Annotated in this window: 15 protein-coding genes and 1 tRNA gene; 14 read left to right on the forward strand and 2 right to left on the reverse strand. The window is 65.3% G+C overall.

What is annotated here, in order from left to right; genetic code table 11:
• Positions 1-12: 12 nt before the first annotated feature.
• Positions 13-828 (reverse strand): alpha/beta fold hydrolase, encoded by an 816-nt coding sequence (locus KHO41_RS09595; RefSeq protein ID WP_211953045.1) that lies wholly within the window; start codon positions 826-828, stop codon positions 13-15.
• A 13-nt stretch (positions 829-841) separates the two neighbouring features.
• A complete protein-coding gene (locus tag KHO41_RS09600; RefSeq protein WP_211953046.1) occupies positions 842-2503 on the reverse strand; it encodes a benzoate-CoA ligase family protein in 1662 nt (553 codons plus the stop codon).
• A gap of 278 nt (positions 2504-2781) precedes the next feature.
• Between KHO41_RS09600 and KHO41_RS09605 the strand changes: the two genes are divergently transcribed.
• The 14 genes from KHO41_RS09605 (at position 2782) to KHO41_RS09670 (ending at position 16617) form a co-directional block, all read left to right on the forward strand.
• On the forward strand, positions 2782-3711 hold the full coding sequence (locus tag KHO41_RS09605) for a helix-turn-helix transcriptional regulator (RefSeq protein WP_211953047.1): 930 nt from the start codon (positions 2782-2784) through the stop codon (positions 3709-3711).
• A 108-nt stretch (positions 3712-3819) separates the two neighbouring features.
• Positions 3820-5502, forward strand: a complete 1683-nt coding sequence (gene boxC, locus KHO41_RS09610; RefSeq protein ID WP_211953048.1) for a 2,3-epoxybenzoyl-CoA dihydrolase — start codon at positions 3820-3822, stop codon at positions 5500-5502.
• Positions 5503-5531: 29 nt separating this feature from the next.
• A complete protein-coding gene (boxB, locus tag KHO41_RS09615; protein ID WP_211953049.1) occupies positions 5532-6956 on the forward strand; it encodes a benzoyl-CoA 2,3-epoxidase subunit BoxB in 1425 nt (474 codons plus the stop codon).
• 75 nt (positions 6957-7031) lie between these two features.
• Complete coding sequence (boxA, locus tag KHO41_RS09620; protein ID WP_211953050.1) at positions 7032-8285, forward strand: benzoyl-CoA 2,3-epoxidase subunit BoxA; 1254 nt, start codon at positions 7032-7034, stop codon at positions 8283-8285.
• A 122-nt stretch (positions 8286-8407) separates the two neighbouring features.
• Positions 8408-8797, forward strand: a complete 390-nt coding sequence (locus KHO41_RS09625; RefSeq protein WP_211953051.1) for an MbcA/ParS/Xre antitoxin family protein — start codon at positions 8408-8410, stop codon at positions 8795-8797.
• Entirely contained in the window at positions 8757-9509 is a 753-nt protein-coding gene (locus KHO41_RS09630; protein WP_211953052.1) for an RES family NAD+ phosphorylase, read from the forward strand. The genes KHO41_RS09625 and KHO41_RS09630 overlap by 41 nt, the downstream gene beginning before the upstream one ends.
• A gap of 121 nt (positions 9510-9630) precedes the next feature.
• Positions 9631-9706, forward strand: a tRNA-Met gene (locus KHO41_RS09635).
• A gap of 173 nt (positions 9707-9879) precedes the next feature.
• Positions 9880-10464, forward strand: coding sequence for an NUDIX hydrolase (locus KHO41_RS09640; protein ID WP_211953053.1), 585 nt, complete (start codon positions 9880-9882; stop codon positions 10462-10464).
• A gap of 25 nt (positions 10465-10489) precedes the next feature.
• The gene (gene aat / locus KHO41_RS09645; RefSeq protein WP_211953054.1) at positions 10490-11242 is read left to right on the forward strand and encodes a leucyl/phenylalanyl-tRNA--protein transferase; all 753 of its coding nucleotides are present in this window, start codon (positions 10490-10492) and stop codon (positions 11240-11242) included.
• Between the two features lie 36 nt (positions 11243-11278).
• Positions 11279-12079 (forward strand): arginyltransferase, encoded by an 801-nt coding sequence (locus KHO41_RS09650; protein ID WP_211953055.1) that lies wholly within the window; start codon positions 11279-11281, stop codon positions 12077-12079.
• A 110-nt stretch (positions 12080-12189) separates the two neighbouring features.
• Complete coding sequence (locus tag KHO41_RS09655) at positions 12190-13224, forward strand: quinone-dependent dihydroorotate dehydrogenase (protein ID WP_211953056.1); 1035 nt, start codon at positions 12190-12192, stop codon at positions 13222-13224.
• A 31-nt stretch (positions 13225-13255) separates the two neighbouring features.
• Positions 13256-14314, forward strand: a complete 1059-nt coding sequence (locus KHO41_RS09660; protein ID WP_211953057.1) for an aldo/keto reductase — start codon at positions 13256-13258, stop codon at positions 14312-14314.
• Between the two features lie 279 nt (positions 14315-14593).
• A complete protein-coding gene (locus KHO41_RS09665; protein ID WP_211953058.1) occupies positions 14594-15562 on the forward strand; it encodes an ABC transporter substrate-binding protein in 969 nt (322 codons plus the stop codon).
• Between the two features lie 158 nt (positions 15563-15720).
• Positions 15721-16617, forward strand: coding sequence for an ABC transporter permease (locus KHO41_RS09670; RefSeq protein ID WP_211953059.1), 897 nt, complete (start codon positions 15721-15723; stop codon positions 16615-16617).
• Position 16618 lies beyond the last annotated feature (1 nt).

Below are 16618 nucleotides of genomic sequence, written 5' to 3' on the forward strand. Positions count from 1 at the left end.
GCGGGCAACGAATTATTTTAGGTATGAAGTATGTGCGTTTATAAACCGTACCGCTGCCTGCGTCAACGGCTCCGGCTGGTCGCGATGTGGCGAATGGCCGCACGGCGCGAGTTTAAGCAAGGCGGTTTGCGGGGCATATCGATGGATACCCTCGATCTGGGCCATGGTCCCGTACTCGTCGTTCTCGCCCTGCACGGCCAGCACCGGACAGCGCAGTTGCGGCAGCAGCGCATGCAGGTCCCACTGGCGGAAAGCGGGATCGAGCCAGATATCGTTCCAGCCCCAGAACGCTGAATCCACGTCGTCGTGGTAGCGCGCCAGGCGGCTGCGCAAATCGGTTTCCAGGTAGGCCCGGCGCGTGGCCGCAATGCTCTGCACGGACACGTCTTCGACGAGGATATGGGGCGCCAGCACGGTGATGCCATCGACGGAATCGGGAAAGCTCGCGGCGTGGATCAACGCAATCGAGCCCCCGTCGCTGTGACCGAACAGCCATGGCTTTCCATGACTGCTATCCGCGCCGATCTCCAGGGCTTCGAACAATGCCGGCAATGCCTCGCGCGCCTGCCGGTGCATGAAATCGACGCCCCACTTTTCATCGTGCGGCCGCGAGGTAGAACGCCCGTAGCCATAGCGCGAAAACACCAGTCCGCGAAAGTCACCGGCCTCGCAGAAGCTGCGCGGAAAATCGCGCCACATGCTGACCGAGCCGAGCCCTTCGTGCAGGAACACGACCAGCGGACGCTGCGCTCGCTCCGGGCGCAGCCACTGGTATTCGATCCGGATACACCGGCCGTCGAACGGAATGTCTACCCAATCGCTACGCATGCCGATCCTGTCGTCAGGCATTGGCGTGGGCCGTGGCGGCCTGGCGCGCCGCTTCTTCGCGCTGGCGCAGGCGGAAGCGCTGGATCTTGCCCGTAGCGGTCTTCGGCAACTCCTCCACGCATTCGATCTGCCGCGGATACTTGTACGGCGCAAGCCGCGACTTGACGAAGGCCTGCAACTCGGCAGCCATACCCGCATGCCACTGCTGCCCCGGCCGCATCACGACGAAGGCTTTCGGCTTGACGAGTTCGTCGGCATCGGCCACGCCGATCACCGCAGCCTCAAGCACGGACGGGTGCAGGGCGAGCGCAGCCTCTACCTCGAACGGCGAGACATAGATGCCGCCCACTTTCAGCATGTCATCGCTGCGCCCGGCGTAGATATAGTAGCCGTCCGCATCCTGCAGGTACTTGTCGCCACTGCGCGTCCAGGCGCCGACGAAGGTATCGCGGCTCTTGTCGCGGTTGCACCAGTACATCAGCGCTGCCGATGGCCCTTTGATGTACAGGTCGCCGATCTCGCCTGGCTTGGTGGGCTCGCCGAGTTCGTCGAGCAGCTTCAGTTCATAGCCGGGCACCGGCTTGCCCGTCGTGCCATAGCGTACGTCGCCGGGCCGGTTCGACAAAAAGATGTGCAGCATTTCGGTGGAGCCGATGCCATCGAGAATGTCGCAGCCGAAATGGGCGAAGAACCGTTCGCCGATATCCCTCGGCAAGGCCTCGCCGGCCGAGGTGCAGACGCGCATCGCCACGTCGCTGCGCGGCGGCAGTTCCGGCGCGGCGAGCATGCCTGCAAACAGCGTCGGCACCCCGCAAAACACGGTGGGACGGTGTTCGCACAGCCGCCGGAACACCGCGGCCGGCGTGGGACGTTCCGCCATCAGTACCGTGGTGGCGCCCACGAACATCGGAAACGTCAGCGCATTGCCGAGTCCATAGGCAAAGAATAGCTTCGCCGCCGAGAACACCACATCGTCTTCACGCATGCCGAGCACGCGCCGCGCGTACAGGTCAGCGGTATGGAACAGGTTGCCGTGCGTATGCACCGTGCCCTTGGGGCGGCCCGTCGAGCCCGATGAATAGAGCCAGAACGCCATGTCGTCAGGCCCGGTGTCGATCACCGGCGCAGCCGAGCGCGTGCGCGAGATCACTGCCTCCACGCTGCAGCTTGGCGCCGCATCCTTGTACGGGGCTGCCTGAATGACCACCGGCGACAGGCCGCTGCTGGCGACCGCGGTCTTCATGAGGGGAAGCAGCGCCTCAGACACCACCACGGCACGCGCACCACTGTGCTGGAGCATGTACGCGTAGTCGTCGGCCGTGAGCAGCGTGTTCACCGCGACCGGCACCACGCCCGCAAGCAGGCAGCCGAGGAATACGGTTGGAAAGTCGATGGTATCGAACGCGCACAGCAGCAGACGTTCTTCGCGCCGAAAGCCGGCATCATGCAGCGCCGCGGCAAAGCGGCGAGCGCGCGCATCGAGTTCGGAGAAGGTCAGCGAGCCCGTGTCGTCGACATAGGCAATTTTGTCGCCGCGGCCCGCAGCAAGGTTGCGACCGAGCAGGTCAGCGGCGGCGTTGTACCGGGCGGGCAGCGCGGTGATATCGGCTTCGGCAGTTCCGGACGAAAGCGCTGCACCCGCCGGCGAACCGGCAGCGGTATTGGGGGGCGTCATGTCTCCACTCCTTGGTGTCGCCCCGCCGCCGGCAGGAAAACCGGCAGCGCGGCGGCGTCAGGCCGGTCGCTCTTGGAATGCCGGTGCGGACAGGCGACCGCATCGGCTTGTTGATGCATTTTATTTCATATCGCCTATCATGCAAGTTAGTAGATGCACTATATGACACCGCACGGGCGGCTGTCCCGTGGAACTCCCTTATAATTCGCCCCTTTTCCGGCCAGATACCGCACAAAGGCCGGCCTCAACGCCCGAATCGCCCGATACACCTGTCCGCCATGCGCCGAGACCCCGAACCGCACTCCCCGCCCGATGCCGCCGCCGGCGGCGCCAACGGCGAACGCGATCCCTATCTCACGCAACTGGGGGAACGCATCCGCTCGCTGCGTGCGGCACGCGGCATGTCGCGCAAGGACCTGGCGCGCGGCGCCGACGTCTCGGAACGCTACCTGGCCAACCTGGAAACCGGCACGGGCAATGCGTCGGTGCTGCTGCTGCGTCAGGTGGCGCGCGCGCTCGATGTACCGCTGCCGGTCGTGCTGGCGGAAGTGGAAGGCCTCAATGGCCAGCAGGCCACCGAGTTTGCACAGCTTGTGCAGTGGCTTGCGCAACTGCCTGCGGGCGACCTCGCACGCGTGCGTGATGCCTGCCGCCATGCGCTGGCACCCGCGGAATCGCGCGATGCGCGCCATCGCCGCATTGCGCTGATCGGCTTGCGCGGCGCGGGCAAATCGACGCTGGGCCGTGCACTGGCGGCGGCCGAGGACATGCCGTTCGTCGAGCTCAACAATGTGATCGAACAGGAAGCCGGCGCGAGCCTGTCCGAGATCCACTCGCTCTACGGCCAGGCCGCGTACCGGCGCTACGAGATGCGCGCGCTTGAACGCGTGCTGCGCGAGCACGACAACATGGTCCTCGCAACGCCAGGCAGTCTGGTCTCCGAACCGGGCACCTTCAACCTGCTGCTGTCGCGCTGCTACACGATCTGGGTCAAGACGTCGCCCGAAGAACACATGGCCCGCGTGGTTGCCCAAGGCGACATGCGCCCGATGCAGGGCAACCGCGAAGCCATGACGGACCTGCGCCGCATCCTGCAGGCACGCACCCCGCTGTATGCCCGCGCCGACCTGGCACTCGATACCAGCGGCCAGGACGCCCACACTTCGCTGCAGGCCCTGCGCGCCCAGATTTCCCACGTCACGGCCTGAGTTCGGGCGCCCTCCGCACGGCGCGCAGAAAGGTATTGCACCGCCCGCATCCATGCACTATATTTCATCGAAAGCCGCAAGGCACTATAGTGCATCAAGGAGACAGCCATGTCCGCGCCGGCCACCGCCCCCACTCAAGCCGCTGAACCCGTCACATTCGAACGCCACCCCGAGCAATACCGCCACTGGAAGCTCACATTTGACGGCCCGGTCGCCACGCTGGCGATGGATGTCGACGAAGAAGGCGGCCTGCGGCCGGGCTACACGCTGAAGCTGAACTCCTATGACCTCGGCGTCGACATTGAACTGCATGACGCCCTGCAGCGCATCCGTTTCGAGCACCCGGAAGTGCGCACGGTGGTGATGACCAGCGCACGCGACCGCATCTTCTGCTCGGGCGCCAATATCTTCATGCTCGGCCAGTCGACGCACGCGTGGAAGGTGAACTTCTGCAAGTTCACCAACGAGACGCGCAACGGCATCGAAGACGCCAGCCGCCATTCGGGCCTCAAGTTCATCGCGGCGTGCAACGGCACCACAGCCGGCGGCGGCTATGAGCTTGCCCTGGCCTGCGACGAAATTGTGCTGGTCGACGATCGCTCGTCAGCCGTGAGCCTGCCGGAAGTGCCGCTGCTCGGCGTGCTGCCCGGCACCGGCGGCCTGACGCGTGTGACCGACAAGCGCCGCGTGCGCCGCGACCATGCCGATATTTTCTGCACCACGACCGAAGGCGTGCGCGGGCAGCGCGCCAAGGACTGGAAGCTCGTCGACGACGTGGTCAAACCCGCGCGCTTTACCGAATACATTGCCGAGCGCGCGGCCGCGCTGGCCGCCACCAGCGATCGCCCGCAGAACCACCACGGCATCGAACTCACGCCGCTGTCGCGCACCGTCGAGGAAGACGGCTACCGCTATGACACGGTGCGCGTCCATTTCGACCGCGCCGCTCGCAAGGCCACCATCACCGTATTCGGCCCGGACCGCCATCAGCCCACGGACCTCGCGGGCGTTGTCTCGGCGGGCGCGCAATGGTGGCCGCTCAAGATGGCGCGCGAACTCGATGATGCGATCCTGACGCTGCGCACAAACCATCTCGATATCGGCATGTGGATCATGAAGACCGACGGCGACCCGGCCGCCGTGCTGGCCGCCGATGCGTTGATGGAAACGCATGCCAGCCACTGGTTCGTGCGCGAAACCATTGGCATGCTGCGCCGCACGCTTGCGCGGCTCGATGTGTCCTCGCGCAGCCTGTTCGCGCTGATCGAACAGGATTCCTGCTTTGCCGGCACGTTGCTGGAACTGGCGCTGGCGGCGGACCGCAGCTACATGCTGCACCTGCCCGACGCACCTGACGACGCACCACGCGTCTTCCTCAGCGAAGCCAACTTCGGCCGCTACCCGATGCCCAACGGCCTGTCGCGGCTGGCCGCGCGCTTCTATGAGGACGAAGCTGCCATTACCGCGGCACGCGAACACATCGGCCAACCGCTCGATGCACTGAGCGCCGATTCACTGAGCCTGATTACCGCCGCGCCCGACGACATGGACTGGGAAGACGAGATCCGCATTGCGGTGGAAGAACGCGCCAGCCTGTCTCCCGATGCCCTCACCGGCCTTGAAGCAAACCTGCGCTTCGGCCCCGGCGAGACCATGGAAACCCGGATCTTCGGACGCCTGACGGCATGGCAGAACTGGATCTTCAACCGCCCCAACGCGGTGGGCGAGAACGGCGCGCTCAAGGTTTTCGGGAGCGGCAACAAGCCCCGCTTCGACTGGAACCGCGTCTGACGCCATAACGACCCCACAAGGAGACACCCGTGAGCATCGACTACAGCCAGAAGATCCCGAACAACGTCAACCTGGCGGACGACCGCGCGCTGCAGCGCGCACTGGAGCACTGGCAGCCGGCGTTCCTGGACTGGTGGCGCGACATGGGGCCGGAGGGCTCGCACAACTTTGACGTGTACCTGCGCACGGCGGTGTCGGTCGACCCGTCGGGCTGGGCGCATTTCGAGCACGTGAAGATGCCGGACTACCGCTGGGGCATCTTCCTGCAACCGGCCGATCCGGCGCGCCAGATCCATTTTGGCGAGCACAAGGGCGAAGCCGCGTGGCAGGACGTGCCCGGCGAGCACCGTGCCAACCTGCGCCGCATCATCGTCACGCAGGGCGACACGGAGCCGGCATCGGTCGAGCAGCAGCGCCACCTCGGTCTGACCGCCCCGAGCCTCTATGATCTGCGCAACCTGTTCCAGGTGAACGTGGAGGAAGGCCGTCACCTGTGGGCCATGGTGTATCTGCTGCACCGCTATTTCGGCCGCGACGGGCGCGAGGAAGCCGAGGCGCTGCTGGATCGTCGCTCCGGCGATCAGGACAATCCGCGCATCCTCGGCGCCTTCAACGAACGCACGCCGGACTGGCTGTCGTTCTTCATGTTCACGTACTTCACCGACCGCGACGGCAAGTTCCAGCTCTGCGCGCTGGCCGAATCAGGCTTCGATCCGCTCGCACGCACCACGCGCTTCATGCTGACCGAGGAAGCGCACCACATGTTCGTCGGCGAATCGGGCGTGTCGCGCGTGATCCAGCGTACGTGCGAAGTCATGCGTGAGCGCGATATCCGTGACCCGGCCGATGTGCGCGCTGCCGGCGTGATCGACCTGGAGACCATCCAGCGCTACCTGAACTTTCACTACAGCGTCACCATCGACCTGTTCGGCGCGGACCAGTCGTCCAATGCCGCCACGTTCTACAGCGCCGGACTCAAGGGCCGCTTCGAGGAAGGCAAGCGCACGGACGACCATATGCTCAAGAACGACGTCTATCGCGTGCTCGAAGTGCGCGACGGCCACCTTGGCGAGCGCGAAGTGCCGATGCTCAATGCGCTCAACGAAGTGCTGCGCGACGACTACATCCGCGATTCGATCGGCGGAGTGGCGCGCTGGAACAAGGTGATCGAGAAGCATGGCATCCCATTCAAGCTGACGGTGCCGCACAAGGCCTTCAATCGCAAGATCGGCACGCTGTCGAATGTGCATGTGTCGCCGACCGGCGAGCTCCTGACCGAAGCACAGTGGCAAGCCAACGAGCGCAACTGGCTGGCCACGGAAGAAGACCGCGCCTATGTCGCGTCGCTGATGGGCCGCGTGACGGAGCCTGGCAAGTACGCCAACTGGATCGCGCCGCCGGCTGTTGGCGTCAACCGCCAGCCAATGGATTTCGAGTACGTGCGCTTCAACTGAATAGCCGCCACCACAAGAAAGACAGGACTGTAGCCCCGGGGCCGAAACTGGCCCCGCCCCACATGGAGACATACCATGGGCGCCCCCGAAATCATCAAGCAGCACCTGATCGATCCGGAAATCTGCATTCGCTGCAATACCTGCGAAGACACGTGCCCGATCGACGCGATCACCCATGACGACCGCAACTATGTGGTGAAGGCCGACGTCTGCAACGCGTGCAACGCCTGCCTGTCGCCATGCCCAACCGGCGCCATCGACAACTGGCGCACCATGCTGAGGGGCCAGGCCTATCCGATCGAGGAACAGCTGCTGTGGGACGAACTGCCGGCCGAGATACCGCTGCCTGCAGCGGAACTCGATGCAGCCGGCACGGACGAAGCCCTGCGCGCAGACACCGCCACAGCCGCCGCTGAAGGCGGTGTAACGGTACAAGCCGTGGAAACGAGCCGCCACACGTCAGCGCGCGCGCCATGGTCAGCAGCCCATCCGTATGTCAACCTGCACGGCGTGCGGGCGCCAATGACGGCTACCGTGGCCGGCAACTACAGGCTGACCGCTGACGATGCATCCAGCGACATCCACCACATCGTGCTGGACTTCGGCACGCACTTCTTCCCGGTGCTGGAAGGCCAGGCCATCGGCATCGTGCCGCCCGGCACAGACGCAGCCGGCAAGCCGCACTACATCCGCATGTACTCGATTGCCAGCCCGCGCGACGGAGAACGGCCTGGCTACAACAATCTCGCACTGACGGTGAAACGCGTCGAGGAAGACCACGACGGCAATCCGGTGCGCGGCGTGGCATCGAATTTCCTGTGCGACCTGGCCAAGGGCGATACCGTGCAGGTGGTCGGGCCATTCGGCACCACGTTCCTGATGCCCAATCACCGTGAAGCCAGCATCATGATGATCTGCACCGGCACGGGCTCGGCTCCCATGCGCGCGATGACCGAGCGCATGCGGCGCAATATGGAGCACTTCGGCGGGCGCCGCATGCTGTTCTTCGGAGCGCGCAATGCACGGGAACTGCCGTACTTCGGCCCGCTGCTGAAACTGCCCAAGGATTTCCTCGACATCCATTTCGCGTTCTCGCGCGATGCCGAGGTGCCGCGCCGCTATGTGCAGGACGCGATCCGCGAGGCGTCCACCGGCGTGACCGCCCTACTGTCCGATCCGCATGGCCATGTCTACATCTGCGGCCTGAAAGGCATGGAAGAAGGCGTGCTGGCAGCCTTCGGCGATGTCTGCGCCGCGTCAGGCCTGTCGTGGCCGGAACTGGAGGCCACCATGAAGGCCGAAGGCCGGTTGCACATCGAGACTTACTGACCCCTCTTTGGCCCGGCCATGCCCGCCGGCCCGTGCGGTTCGCGGGCCGACTTCCCGCATCTCGCACTTCCCTTCTGAAATGACTCGCCTATAATGTTTCTCAAGAAACAGGAGCAACGGCGATGCAATCGAGGCGAATTCCGGAGGCAGAACCCGCCAGCGGTCCGGACCCTGGCACCACGCTGACCAAGGCCGTCATGCGCGCGGCCGGGTTCCTGGGCATCAGCCAGGCCATCGTGGCCAGCGTGCTGGGCATCAGCACGGCCTCCGTATCGCGCATGGCTTCCGGCCTGTACATCCTCGACAAGCACCGCAAGGAGTGGGAATTCGGCGTGCTGTTCGTACGCTTGTTCCGCTCGCTCGACGCCATCCTCGGGCATGGCGATCAGGCACGGCTGTGGCTGACCAACGAAAATCTCGCGCTTGGCGGCAAACCCCTCGAAATGATCCGCACTACGGAAGGCCTCGTTCGTGTCGTTCACTACCTGGACGCCACCCGCGGTCGCATCTGAGCGCCAGCCGTTCGCGCTCACCCTCTGGCGTGCGGTAGAGGCCCAGCATGTGGTCTCGACCATGCCGCTGGTCGACAGCCTCGACGAGCAGGCTGTGCTGGAAGCCGTCCTCGACGCCGGCAAGCCTGCCGTGCCGGCGGAGGCTCGCCACCTGCACTATCTGCTGTTCACGCCGTTCCGCTACCCGCCATCGCCATGGGGCTCGCGCTTCCGCGCCGGGCAGGATCCCGGCGTGTTCTATGGCGCCGAGGAAATCCGCACCGCCTGTGCCGAGCTTGGCTACTGGCGCTGGCGCTTCCTCAATGACAGCCCCGCCCTGCCACGCATCGACGCACGCGCCCAGACGCTGTTCCAGGTCAGCGTGCGCACCGAAGGCGTGGCCCTGGACGCGCCGCCGTTCGACCGCGACAGCGCGCAATGGACCGACCCGGACAGCCATGAGGCCTGCCAGGCCTTTGGCCGCATCGCACGGGAAGCCGGTATCGGCCTGATCCGCTATACGTCGGTCCGCGATCCCGGGCACGGCCCATGCGGCGCCGTGATGACGCCGCGTGCGTTTGCCCATCCGCTGCCGCTGGCCACCACGACATGGATGCTGACGGTGCGCCGCGACCGCGTGATCTGGCAACGCGATGACCTGCAGCAACGTGACAGCTTCGAGTTCGCCGCATCGCTGTGGCAGCGCACAAGCGAAAGGTCCGCAGAAGGCTGAACCTCGGTAGCGCCATCGCCGTCTAATCGTGATGAAAGGCAGCTCGGCACGCAAATGCAGTTTTTTTCACATGAGTGTTGCAACGCGGTAGCCGTTGCCTTATAATCTTTTCTTCGACGGACGCGGGGTGGAGCAGTTGGCAGCTCGTCGGGCTCATAACCCGAAGGTCGCAGGTTCAAGTCCTGCCCCCGCAACCAAACGCATCAATACGTCGAACCGGATTCGCCAACGCTTTATTGGCAGTTCATCGCAAAGCCCGCAATCGCGGGCTTTTTGCTTTCCGGGCCTCACCGCACGCTGTGCGGCCCCGCACTCAGGCAGCCGGGCCGCGCGGTGATACACTTTGCCCCATTCCTCCCGGACGCCCCTCATGAAATTCTGCTCGAACTGTGGCCATGCGGTCGTGCTGCGCGTACCAGACGGCGACAACCGCCCGCGCAGTGTTTGTGACAATTGCGGCACCATCCACTACGTCAATCCCCGCAACGTGGTCGGTACGATCCCCGTCTGGGAAGACAAGATCCTGCTCTGCAAGCGAGCGATCGAGCCGCGCTATGGCTTCTGGACGCTGCCGGCCGGCTTCATGGAGATCGGCGAGACCACGGCACAGGCCGCCTCGCGCGAAACGCTGGAAGAAGCCGGCGCCCGCGTGCAGGTGGGCGAGCTGTTCTCGATGCTGAACGTGCCGCACGTGCACCAGGTGCATCTTTTCTACCTGGCCACGCTGGACGATCTGGACGTTGCCCCGGGCGAGGAAAGCCTGGAAGTGAAGCTCGTGGAAGAAGCCGATGTACCGTGGGACGAACTCGCCTTCCCCACGGTAATCCACACGTTGCGCTGCTTCTTTGCCGACCGTGCCGCAGGCCGCCTGCAAGACGGCAGTTTCCGGCTGCACAGCCTGGATATCGACAAGCCCATGCGCCCGCTGACCAGCCGGGCGACGGTGACGCCCTGACCCCTTCTGCGCCGGCAGCCCCAGCATGATCGCCTGGCTGGACCCGCACGATCCGTTTCCGCCGGTGGAGCGCGCGCTCGGGCCGGCCACGGAAGCGCCGGGCCTGCTAGCCGCCAGCCGCGACCTGTCGCCCCAGCGCCTGCTGCTGGCATACCGCCAGGGCATCTTCCCCTGGTATTCGGTGGGCCAGCCGGTGCTGTGGTGGAGCACCGATCCACGCATGGTGCTGGCGCCGCAGGCGCTAAAGATTTCCGCCACTTTCCGCAAGACACTGCGCCGCGTGCTGCGCGACCCGGACTGGGAAATTCGCGTCGACGATGATTTCCTGGCCGTGATGCGCGCCTGTGCGCTGACGCCGCGCGAGGGGCAGGACGGCACGTGGATCACGCGGGAGATCATCGCGGCCTATGGCGAGCTGCACAGCAACGGCATGGCGCACTCGGTGGAGACCTGGTACCGCGGCACGCGCGTCGGCGGCCTCTATGGCGTAGCGCTGGGCCGCATGTTCTATGGCGAATCGATGTTTGCGCACCGCACCGACGCCTCCAAGATCGCGCTCGCGGCGCTGTGCGCGTTCCTCGGCAATCACGGCGTGCCGATGATAGACTGCCAGCAGGAAACCGATCACCTGGCCTCGCTTGGCGCGCGCCCGATCGCTCGCGCGGAGTTCCTGGCCCATGTACGGAACGCCTCGGCACAACCGGCAATCACGCCCTGGTGGTTCGACAAATCGGTGCTGGAGCGGTGGACCGCCACGCCCGCTGCCCCGGCCGTCTGACAAGCTGGCTGCATCACCCGCCCCAAGTCCTGAGCCATGAGCAAGCTGAAGGAGCTTCCGCTTTCCGCGCTGCAGTTCTATGCCACGGCGCCCTACGCCTGCAGCTATCTCGATGGCCGCATGGCACGGTCGCAAGTGGCGACGCCGGCCCACCTGATCAATGCGGATGTGTACTCGCGGCTGGTGCGAGCCGGGTTCCGCCGCAGCGGCATCTTTACTTACCGTCCCTACTGCGATGAATGCCACGCGTGCACGCCGTGCCGGGTGCTCGTGGACCAGTTCGAGCCGGATCGATCCCAGCGCCGTGCCTGGCGCCGGCATGGCCATCTGCAAGCGCTGGTGGCGCCGCTCACGTATGTCGAAGAGCACTACGCGCTGTACCTGCTGTACCAGTCGATGCGCCACGCCGGCGGCGGCATGGACCAGGACAGCCGCGACCAGTACGAGCAGTTCCTGCTGCAAAGCCGAGTGAACTCGCGACTCGTGGAGTTCCGCGAGCCGCCGGGTTCGCCCGAGGCCGGCAAGCTGCGCATGGTCAGCATGATCGACGTGCTCGATGACGGCCTGTCGTCGGTCTACACGTTCTACGATCCGCTTGAGCGCAACGCGAGCTACGGCACCTACAACATCCTCTGGCAAATCCGCCAGACGCACGAACTGGGCCTGCCGCACCTTTACCTCGGCTATTGGATCGCCGAAAGCCGGAAAATGGCCTACAAGGCACGTTTCCGTCCTTTGCAGGTGCTGACGGGCAACCAGTGGCAGGCATTCGAGGACGAAGGGGCCGGCACCGCGCCGGCCGCGCCCTTGGACGACCCCGGACCCGCCCAGGAATAGGCCCGGGACGACAGGCCTGCAAGGCCCTCCCGGCGCGCGGGCAAGCGCCCCAGCCGCTACAATGCCGGCTTGGTTTTCACTCTGCGCCGGTTTCCCGGTCGCCCCTCCCCGTGCTCAACGCGCTCTACCCTCTGTTCCGCCCCGCCCTGTTTTCGATGGACGCGGAGGACGCCCACCACTTCACCCTGAACAACCTGCTGCGTGCGCACCGCCTGGGCCTCGGCGGCTGTATCGGCAACCGTATCGCCGATGATCCGCGCACCGTGATGGGCGTGCGTTTTCCGAACCCCGTGGGCCTTGCCGCCGGGCTGGACAAGGATGGCGCGTATATCGACGGGCTGGCGTCGTTTGGCTTCGGCTTTATCGAGGTGGGCACGGTCACGCCACGCGCACAGCCCGGCAACCCGCGCCCGCGCATGTTCCGCCTGCCGCAGGCCGATGCGCTGATCAACCGCATGGGTTTCAATAACGGCGGTGTCGATGCGTTTATCGCCAACGTCAAGGCATCACGCTGGAAGGCTGAAGGCGGCGTGCTGGGCCTGAATATCGGCAAGAACGCCGACACGCCGATCGAGCGTGCGGCCGACGACTATCTGTACTGCCTCGAGCGTGTCTATCCGCATGCGAGTTACGTGACGGTCAACATCTCGTCGCCGAACACCAAGAACCTTCGCCAGCTCCAGGGCGCCAGCGAACTCGACAGCCTGCTGTCGACGCTCAAGGCCGCCCAGCAGCGCCTGGCCGACCAGCACAAGCGCTACGTGCCGGTGGCCCTGAAGATCGCGCCCGATCTCGATGCCGACCAGATCGGCAATATCGGCGACGCGCTGGTACGCCACAAGATCGACGGCGTGATCGCGACCAATACCACGATCTCCCGCGATGCCGTGAAGGGCCTGCCGCACGCGGAAGAAGCCGGCGGGCTCTCCGGCCGGCCGGTGTTCGAGCAATCGACGCACGTGGTGCGCGCGCTGCGCCAGGTCGTCGGCGACGCGGTGCCGATCATCGGCGTGGGCGGCATTTTCAGCGGCGCGGACGCCCGCGCGAAAATCGATGCCGGGGCAAAGCTCGTCCAGGTCTACAGCGGCCTGATCTACCGAGGCCCGACACTCGTACGCGATTGCGCCGCCGCGCTGCGTGCCTGAATCCGTTCTGCCAGCCAGCAAGGAGAACAACATGGAAACCGTCCGCCTCGGCCGCAGCGACCTGCAGGTCTCCCGCATCTGCCTGGGCACCATGACGTTCGGCGAGCAGAACACCGAAGCCGAAGGCCACAGCCAGCTCGACTACGCGTTCTCGCGCGGGATCAACTTCATCGATACGGCCGAAATGTACCCGGTCAGGCCGCGCGCCGAAACCTACAGCCGGACCGAGCAGATCATCGGCAGCTGGCTCAAGCGCCAGCCGCGCGACCGCGTGGTGCTGGCCACAAAGGTAGCCGGCCCGGGCCGGATGCCATGGATCCGCAATGGCGACGACTTCACCCCCGCGGGCATCCGTGCGGCGGTCGACGCATCACTGCAGCGGCTACAGACCGACTACATCGACCTGTACCAGATCCACTGGCCCGCCCGCAACGCGCCGATCTTCGGCCAGACCAGCTTCGATCCGGCCCTGGAGCGTCCTTGCACGTCCATCCATGCGCAACTGGAAACGCTGGCGGAGCTGGTGCAGGCCGGCAAGGTTCGCTATGTCGGCGTTTCGAATGAAACGCCATGGGGCGTGAGCGAATTTGTACGCCTGGCCGAGCAGCACGGGTTGCCGCGCATTGCGACCATCCAGAACCCGTACAACCTCGTCAACCGCAGCTTCGAGCAAGGGCTGGACGAGGCCTGCTACCGCACTGACGTGAGCCTGCTGGTCTACAGCCCGCTCGCCTTTGGCCAGTTGACGGGCAAATACCTGAGCGGCGACCCGGCAAACCCGGTCTTCAACGATGCCGCAATCGGACGCCTGACGCGCTTCGGCGCCGACTGGAGCCCGCGCTATATGCGCAAGGAAACGATGGCCGCATCGGCGCGCTATGTCGAACTGGCACGCAAGGCCGGATTGTCGCCGGCGACGCTCGCGCTGGCCTGGTGCTATTCGCGCTGGTTCGCCGCCAGCACCATCATTGGCGCCACGTCGCTGGACCAATTACGCGAAAACATCGATGCGTGGCAAACGCAATTGCATGAAGACGTGATTGCCGCAATCGGGGTAATCCACAAGCAAATCTGCAATCCGGCGCAATAATCTGCGCCCCGATGGCAAATAACGGGGCTCCGGCAGCATCGGATGCCCCGCATTCCCTCCAAGACTTCGCATTTCGTGCGCGAGAAGTGGTATCCTCGCAGGCTTATCGCTGTCTTGCCCATTGCGCAGACGCACGCTTCCACCAGCCGCCGGAAGTGACGCGAGCGCCATAGGCAGGTGCCAGCCACGCCCTCGTGTCGTGGCGGCCCGGCAGCGAGACCAAGCTTGTGCGCGGCCGTACCATCCAGAACCGAGTCACTCGGAGGAGAACAGATCAATATGAAGGGTCTCAAGGCAACCAAGTCCATCCTCGGCGGCGCAGTCGCGCTGGCATTGCTGTGCGGCGGCGCCGTGCACGCCCAGACCGTCAAGGTCCTGTCGATCGTGGATCACCCCGCGCTGGACGCCATCCGCGACGGCGTGCGCGAGGAGCTGAAGGCCGCCGGCTATGACGCCGACAAGAACCTGAAGTGGGAATACCAGAGCGCCCAGGGCAACACCGGCACGGCCGCGCAGATCGCCCGCAAGTTCGTCGGTGACAACCCGAACGCGATCGTCGCCATCGCCACGCCGTCGGCCCAGGCCGTGGTCGCCGCTACCAAGACGGTACCGGTGGTGTATTCCGGCGTGACCGATCCGGTCGCCGCGCAACTGGTCAAGAGCTGGACGCCGTCGGGCACCAACGTGACCGGCGTGTCGGACAAGCTGCCGCTGGACAAGCAGGTCGCGCTGATCAAGCGTGTCGTGCCGAATGCGAAGACCGTCGGCATGGTCTACAACCCGGGCGAAGCCAACTCGGTCGTGGTGGTCAAGGAACTGAAGGAACTGCTGGCCAAGCAGGGCATGACCCTGAAGGAAGCCGCCGCGCCGCGTACGGTTGACATCGGCGCCGCCGCCAAGAGCCTGGCCGGCAAGGTCGACGTGATCTACACCAACACCGACAACAACGTGGTGTCGGCCTACGAAGCGCTGGTGAAGGTCGCCAACGAGTCGAAGATCCCGCTGATCGCCGCTGACACCGACAGCGTCAAGCGTGGCGCCATCGCCGCACTGGGCATCAACTACCTGGACCTGGGCCACCAGACTGGCAAGGTCGTGGTGCGCATCCTGAAGGGTGAGAAGCCGGGCGCGATTGCCTCTGAAACCAGCAGCAACCTTGAACTGTTCGTGAACACCGGCGCCGCGCAGAAGCAAGGCGTGACGCTGTCGCCGGACCTGGTCAAGGAAGCCAAGACCGTCATCAAGTAAGCATTAAAGTCTGACCAGCGCCGTCCGCTCGATGCGGACGGCCGCGCGTCCCCTACAGTACAAGATCCGGATCGCCCTACCCGGGCCCGCCCCTGAACGAGACGGCGAGCCGACCGGCCTTACCCGGGCGGGCCGCGCAGCTGTCAACAGGATTCACCATGTCCCTCTTTTCCCTTCTGGGTGCCTTGGAGATCGGCCTGATCTTCAGCCTGGTCGCCCTCGGGGTGCTGATTTCCTTCCGCATCCTCAATTTTCCCGACCTGACCGTTGACGGCAGCTTCCCGCTCGGCGGCGCCGTGGCCGCGACGCTGATCGCCGCCGGGCAGGACCCGTTTGTCGCCACCGCCGTTGCCATCGTGGCCGGCGCCCTGGCCGGCTTCATCACCGGCTGGCTGAACGTGCGCCTGAAGATCATGGATCTGCTCGCCAGTATCCTGATGATGATCGCGCTGTACTCGGTCAACCTGCGCATCATGGGCCGTCCCAATGTGCCGCTGATCACCGAGCCGACGATGTTCACCATCCTGCAGCCCGACTGGATGCCGGACTACGTGCTGCGTCCGCTGGTGCTGTTCATCGTGGTGGTGATCGCCAAGATTGGCCTCGACTGGTTCTTCTCGTCGCAGCTTGGCCTGGCTATGCGTGCGACGGGCGCCAATCCGCGCATGGCACGCGCGCAGGGCATCGCCACCGGCCGCGCCACGTTGGCCGGCATGGCGCTGTCCAACGGCCTCGTCGCACTGGCTGGCGCGCTGTTCGCGCAGACGCAGGGCGGCTCGGATATCTCGATGGGCATCGGTACCATCGTGATCGGCCTGGCAGCGGTGATCATCGGCGAAAGCATCCTGCCGGCACGTCGCCTCGTGTGGGCCACGCTCGCGGTGGTGCTGGGCGCGATCCTGTACCGCTTCTTCATCGCGCTGGCGCTGAACAGCGATTTCATCGGCCTCAAGGCGCAAGACCTGAACCTGGTCACCGCCGCGCTGGTGACGATCGCACTGGTACTGCCCGCCACCCGCAAGAAGCTGTTTGCCCGCAAGAACGGAGGTGCCTGAG

The sequence above is a fragment of the Cupriavidus numazuensis genome, assembly GCF_905397435.1.
GTDB lineage: Bacteria > Pseudomonadota > Gammaproteobacteria > Burkholderiales > Burkholderiaceae > Cupriavidus > Cupriavidus numazuensis.

Excerpts from the sequence above, each read along its gene's own strand:
- KHO41_RS09595 (WP_211953045.1), bottom strand. The coding sequence starts at position 828 with ATGCGTAGCGATTGGGTAGACATTCCGTTCGACGGCCGGTGTATCCGG.
- KHO41_RS09600 (WP_211953046.1), bottom strand. The coding sequence starts at position 2,503 with ATGACGCCCCCCAATACCGCTGCCGGTTCGCCGGCGGGTGCAGCGCTT.
- KHO41_RS09605 (WP_211953047.1), top strand. The coding sequence starts at position 2,782 with ATGCGCCGAGACCCCGAACCGCACTCCCCGCCCGATGCCGCCGCCGGC.
- boxC (WP_211953048.1), top strand. The coding sequence starts at position 3,820 with ATGTCCGCGCCGGCCACCGCCCCCACTCAAGCCGCTGAACCCGTCACA.
- boxA (WP_211953050.1), top strand. The coding sequence starts at position 7,032 with ATGGGCGCCCCCGAAATCATCAAGCAGCACCTGATCGATCCGGAAATC.
- KHO41_RS09625 (WP_211953051.1), top strand. The coding sequence starts at position 8,408 with ATGCAATCGAGGCGAATTCCGGAGGCAGAACCCGCCAGCGGTCCGGAC.
- KHO41_RS09640 (WP_211953053.1), top strand. The coding sequence starts at position 9,880 with ATGAAATTCTGCTCGAACTGTGGCCATGCGGTCGTGCTGCGCGTACCA.
- aat (WP_211953054.1), top strand. The coding sequence starts at position 10,490 with ATGATCGCCTGGCTGGACCCGCACGATCCGTTTCCGCCGGTGGAGCGC.
- KHO41_RS09650 (WP_211953055.1), top strand. The coding sequence starts at position 11,279 with ATGAGCAAGCTGAAGGAGCTTCCGCTTTCCGCGCTGCAGTTCTATGCC.
- KHO41_RS09660 (WP_211953057.1), top strand. The coding sequence starts at position 13,256 with ATGGAAACCGTCCGCCTCGGCCGCAGCGACCTGCAGGTCTCCCGCATC.
- KHO41_RS09665 (WP_211953058.1), top strand. The coding sequence starts at position 14,594 with ATGAAGGGTCTCAAGGCAACCAAGTCCATCCTCGGCGGCGCAGTCGCG.
- KHO41_RS09670 (WP_211953059.1), top strand. The coding sequence starts at position 15,721 with ATGTCCCTCTTTTCCCTTCTGGGTGCCTTGGAGATCGGCCTGATCTTC.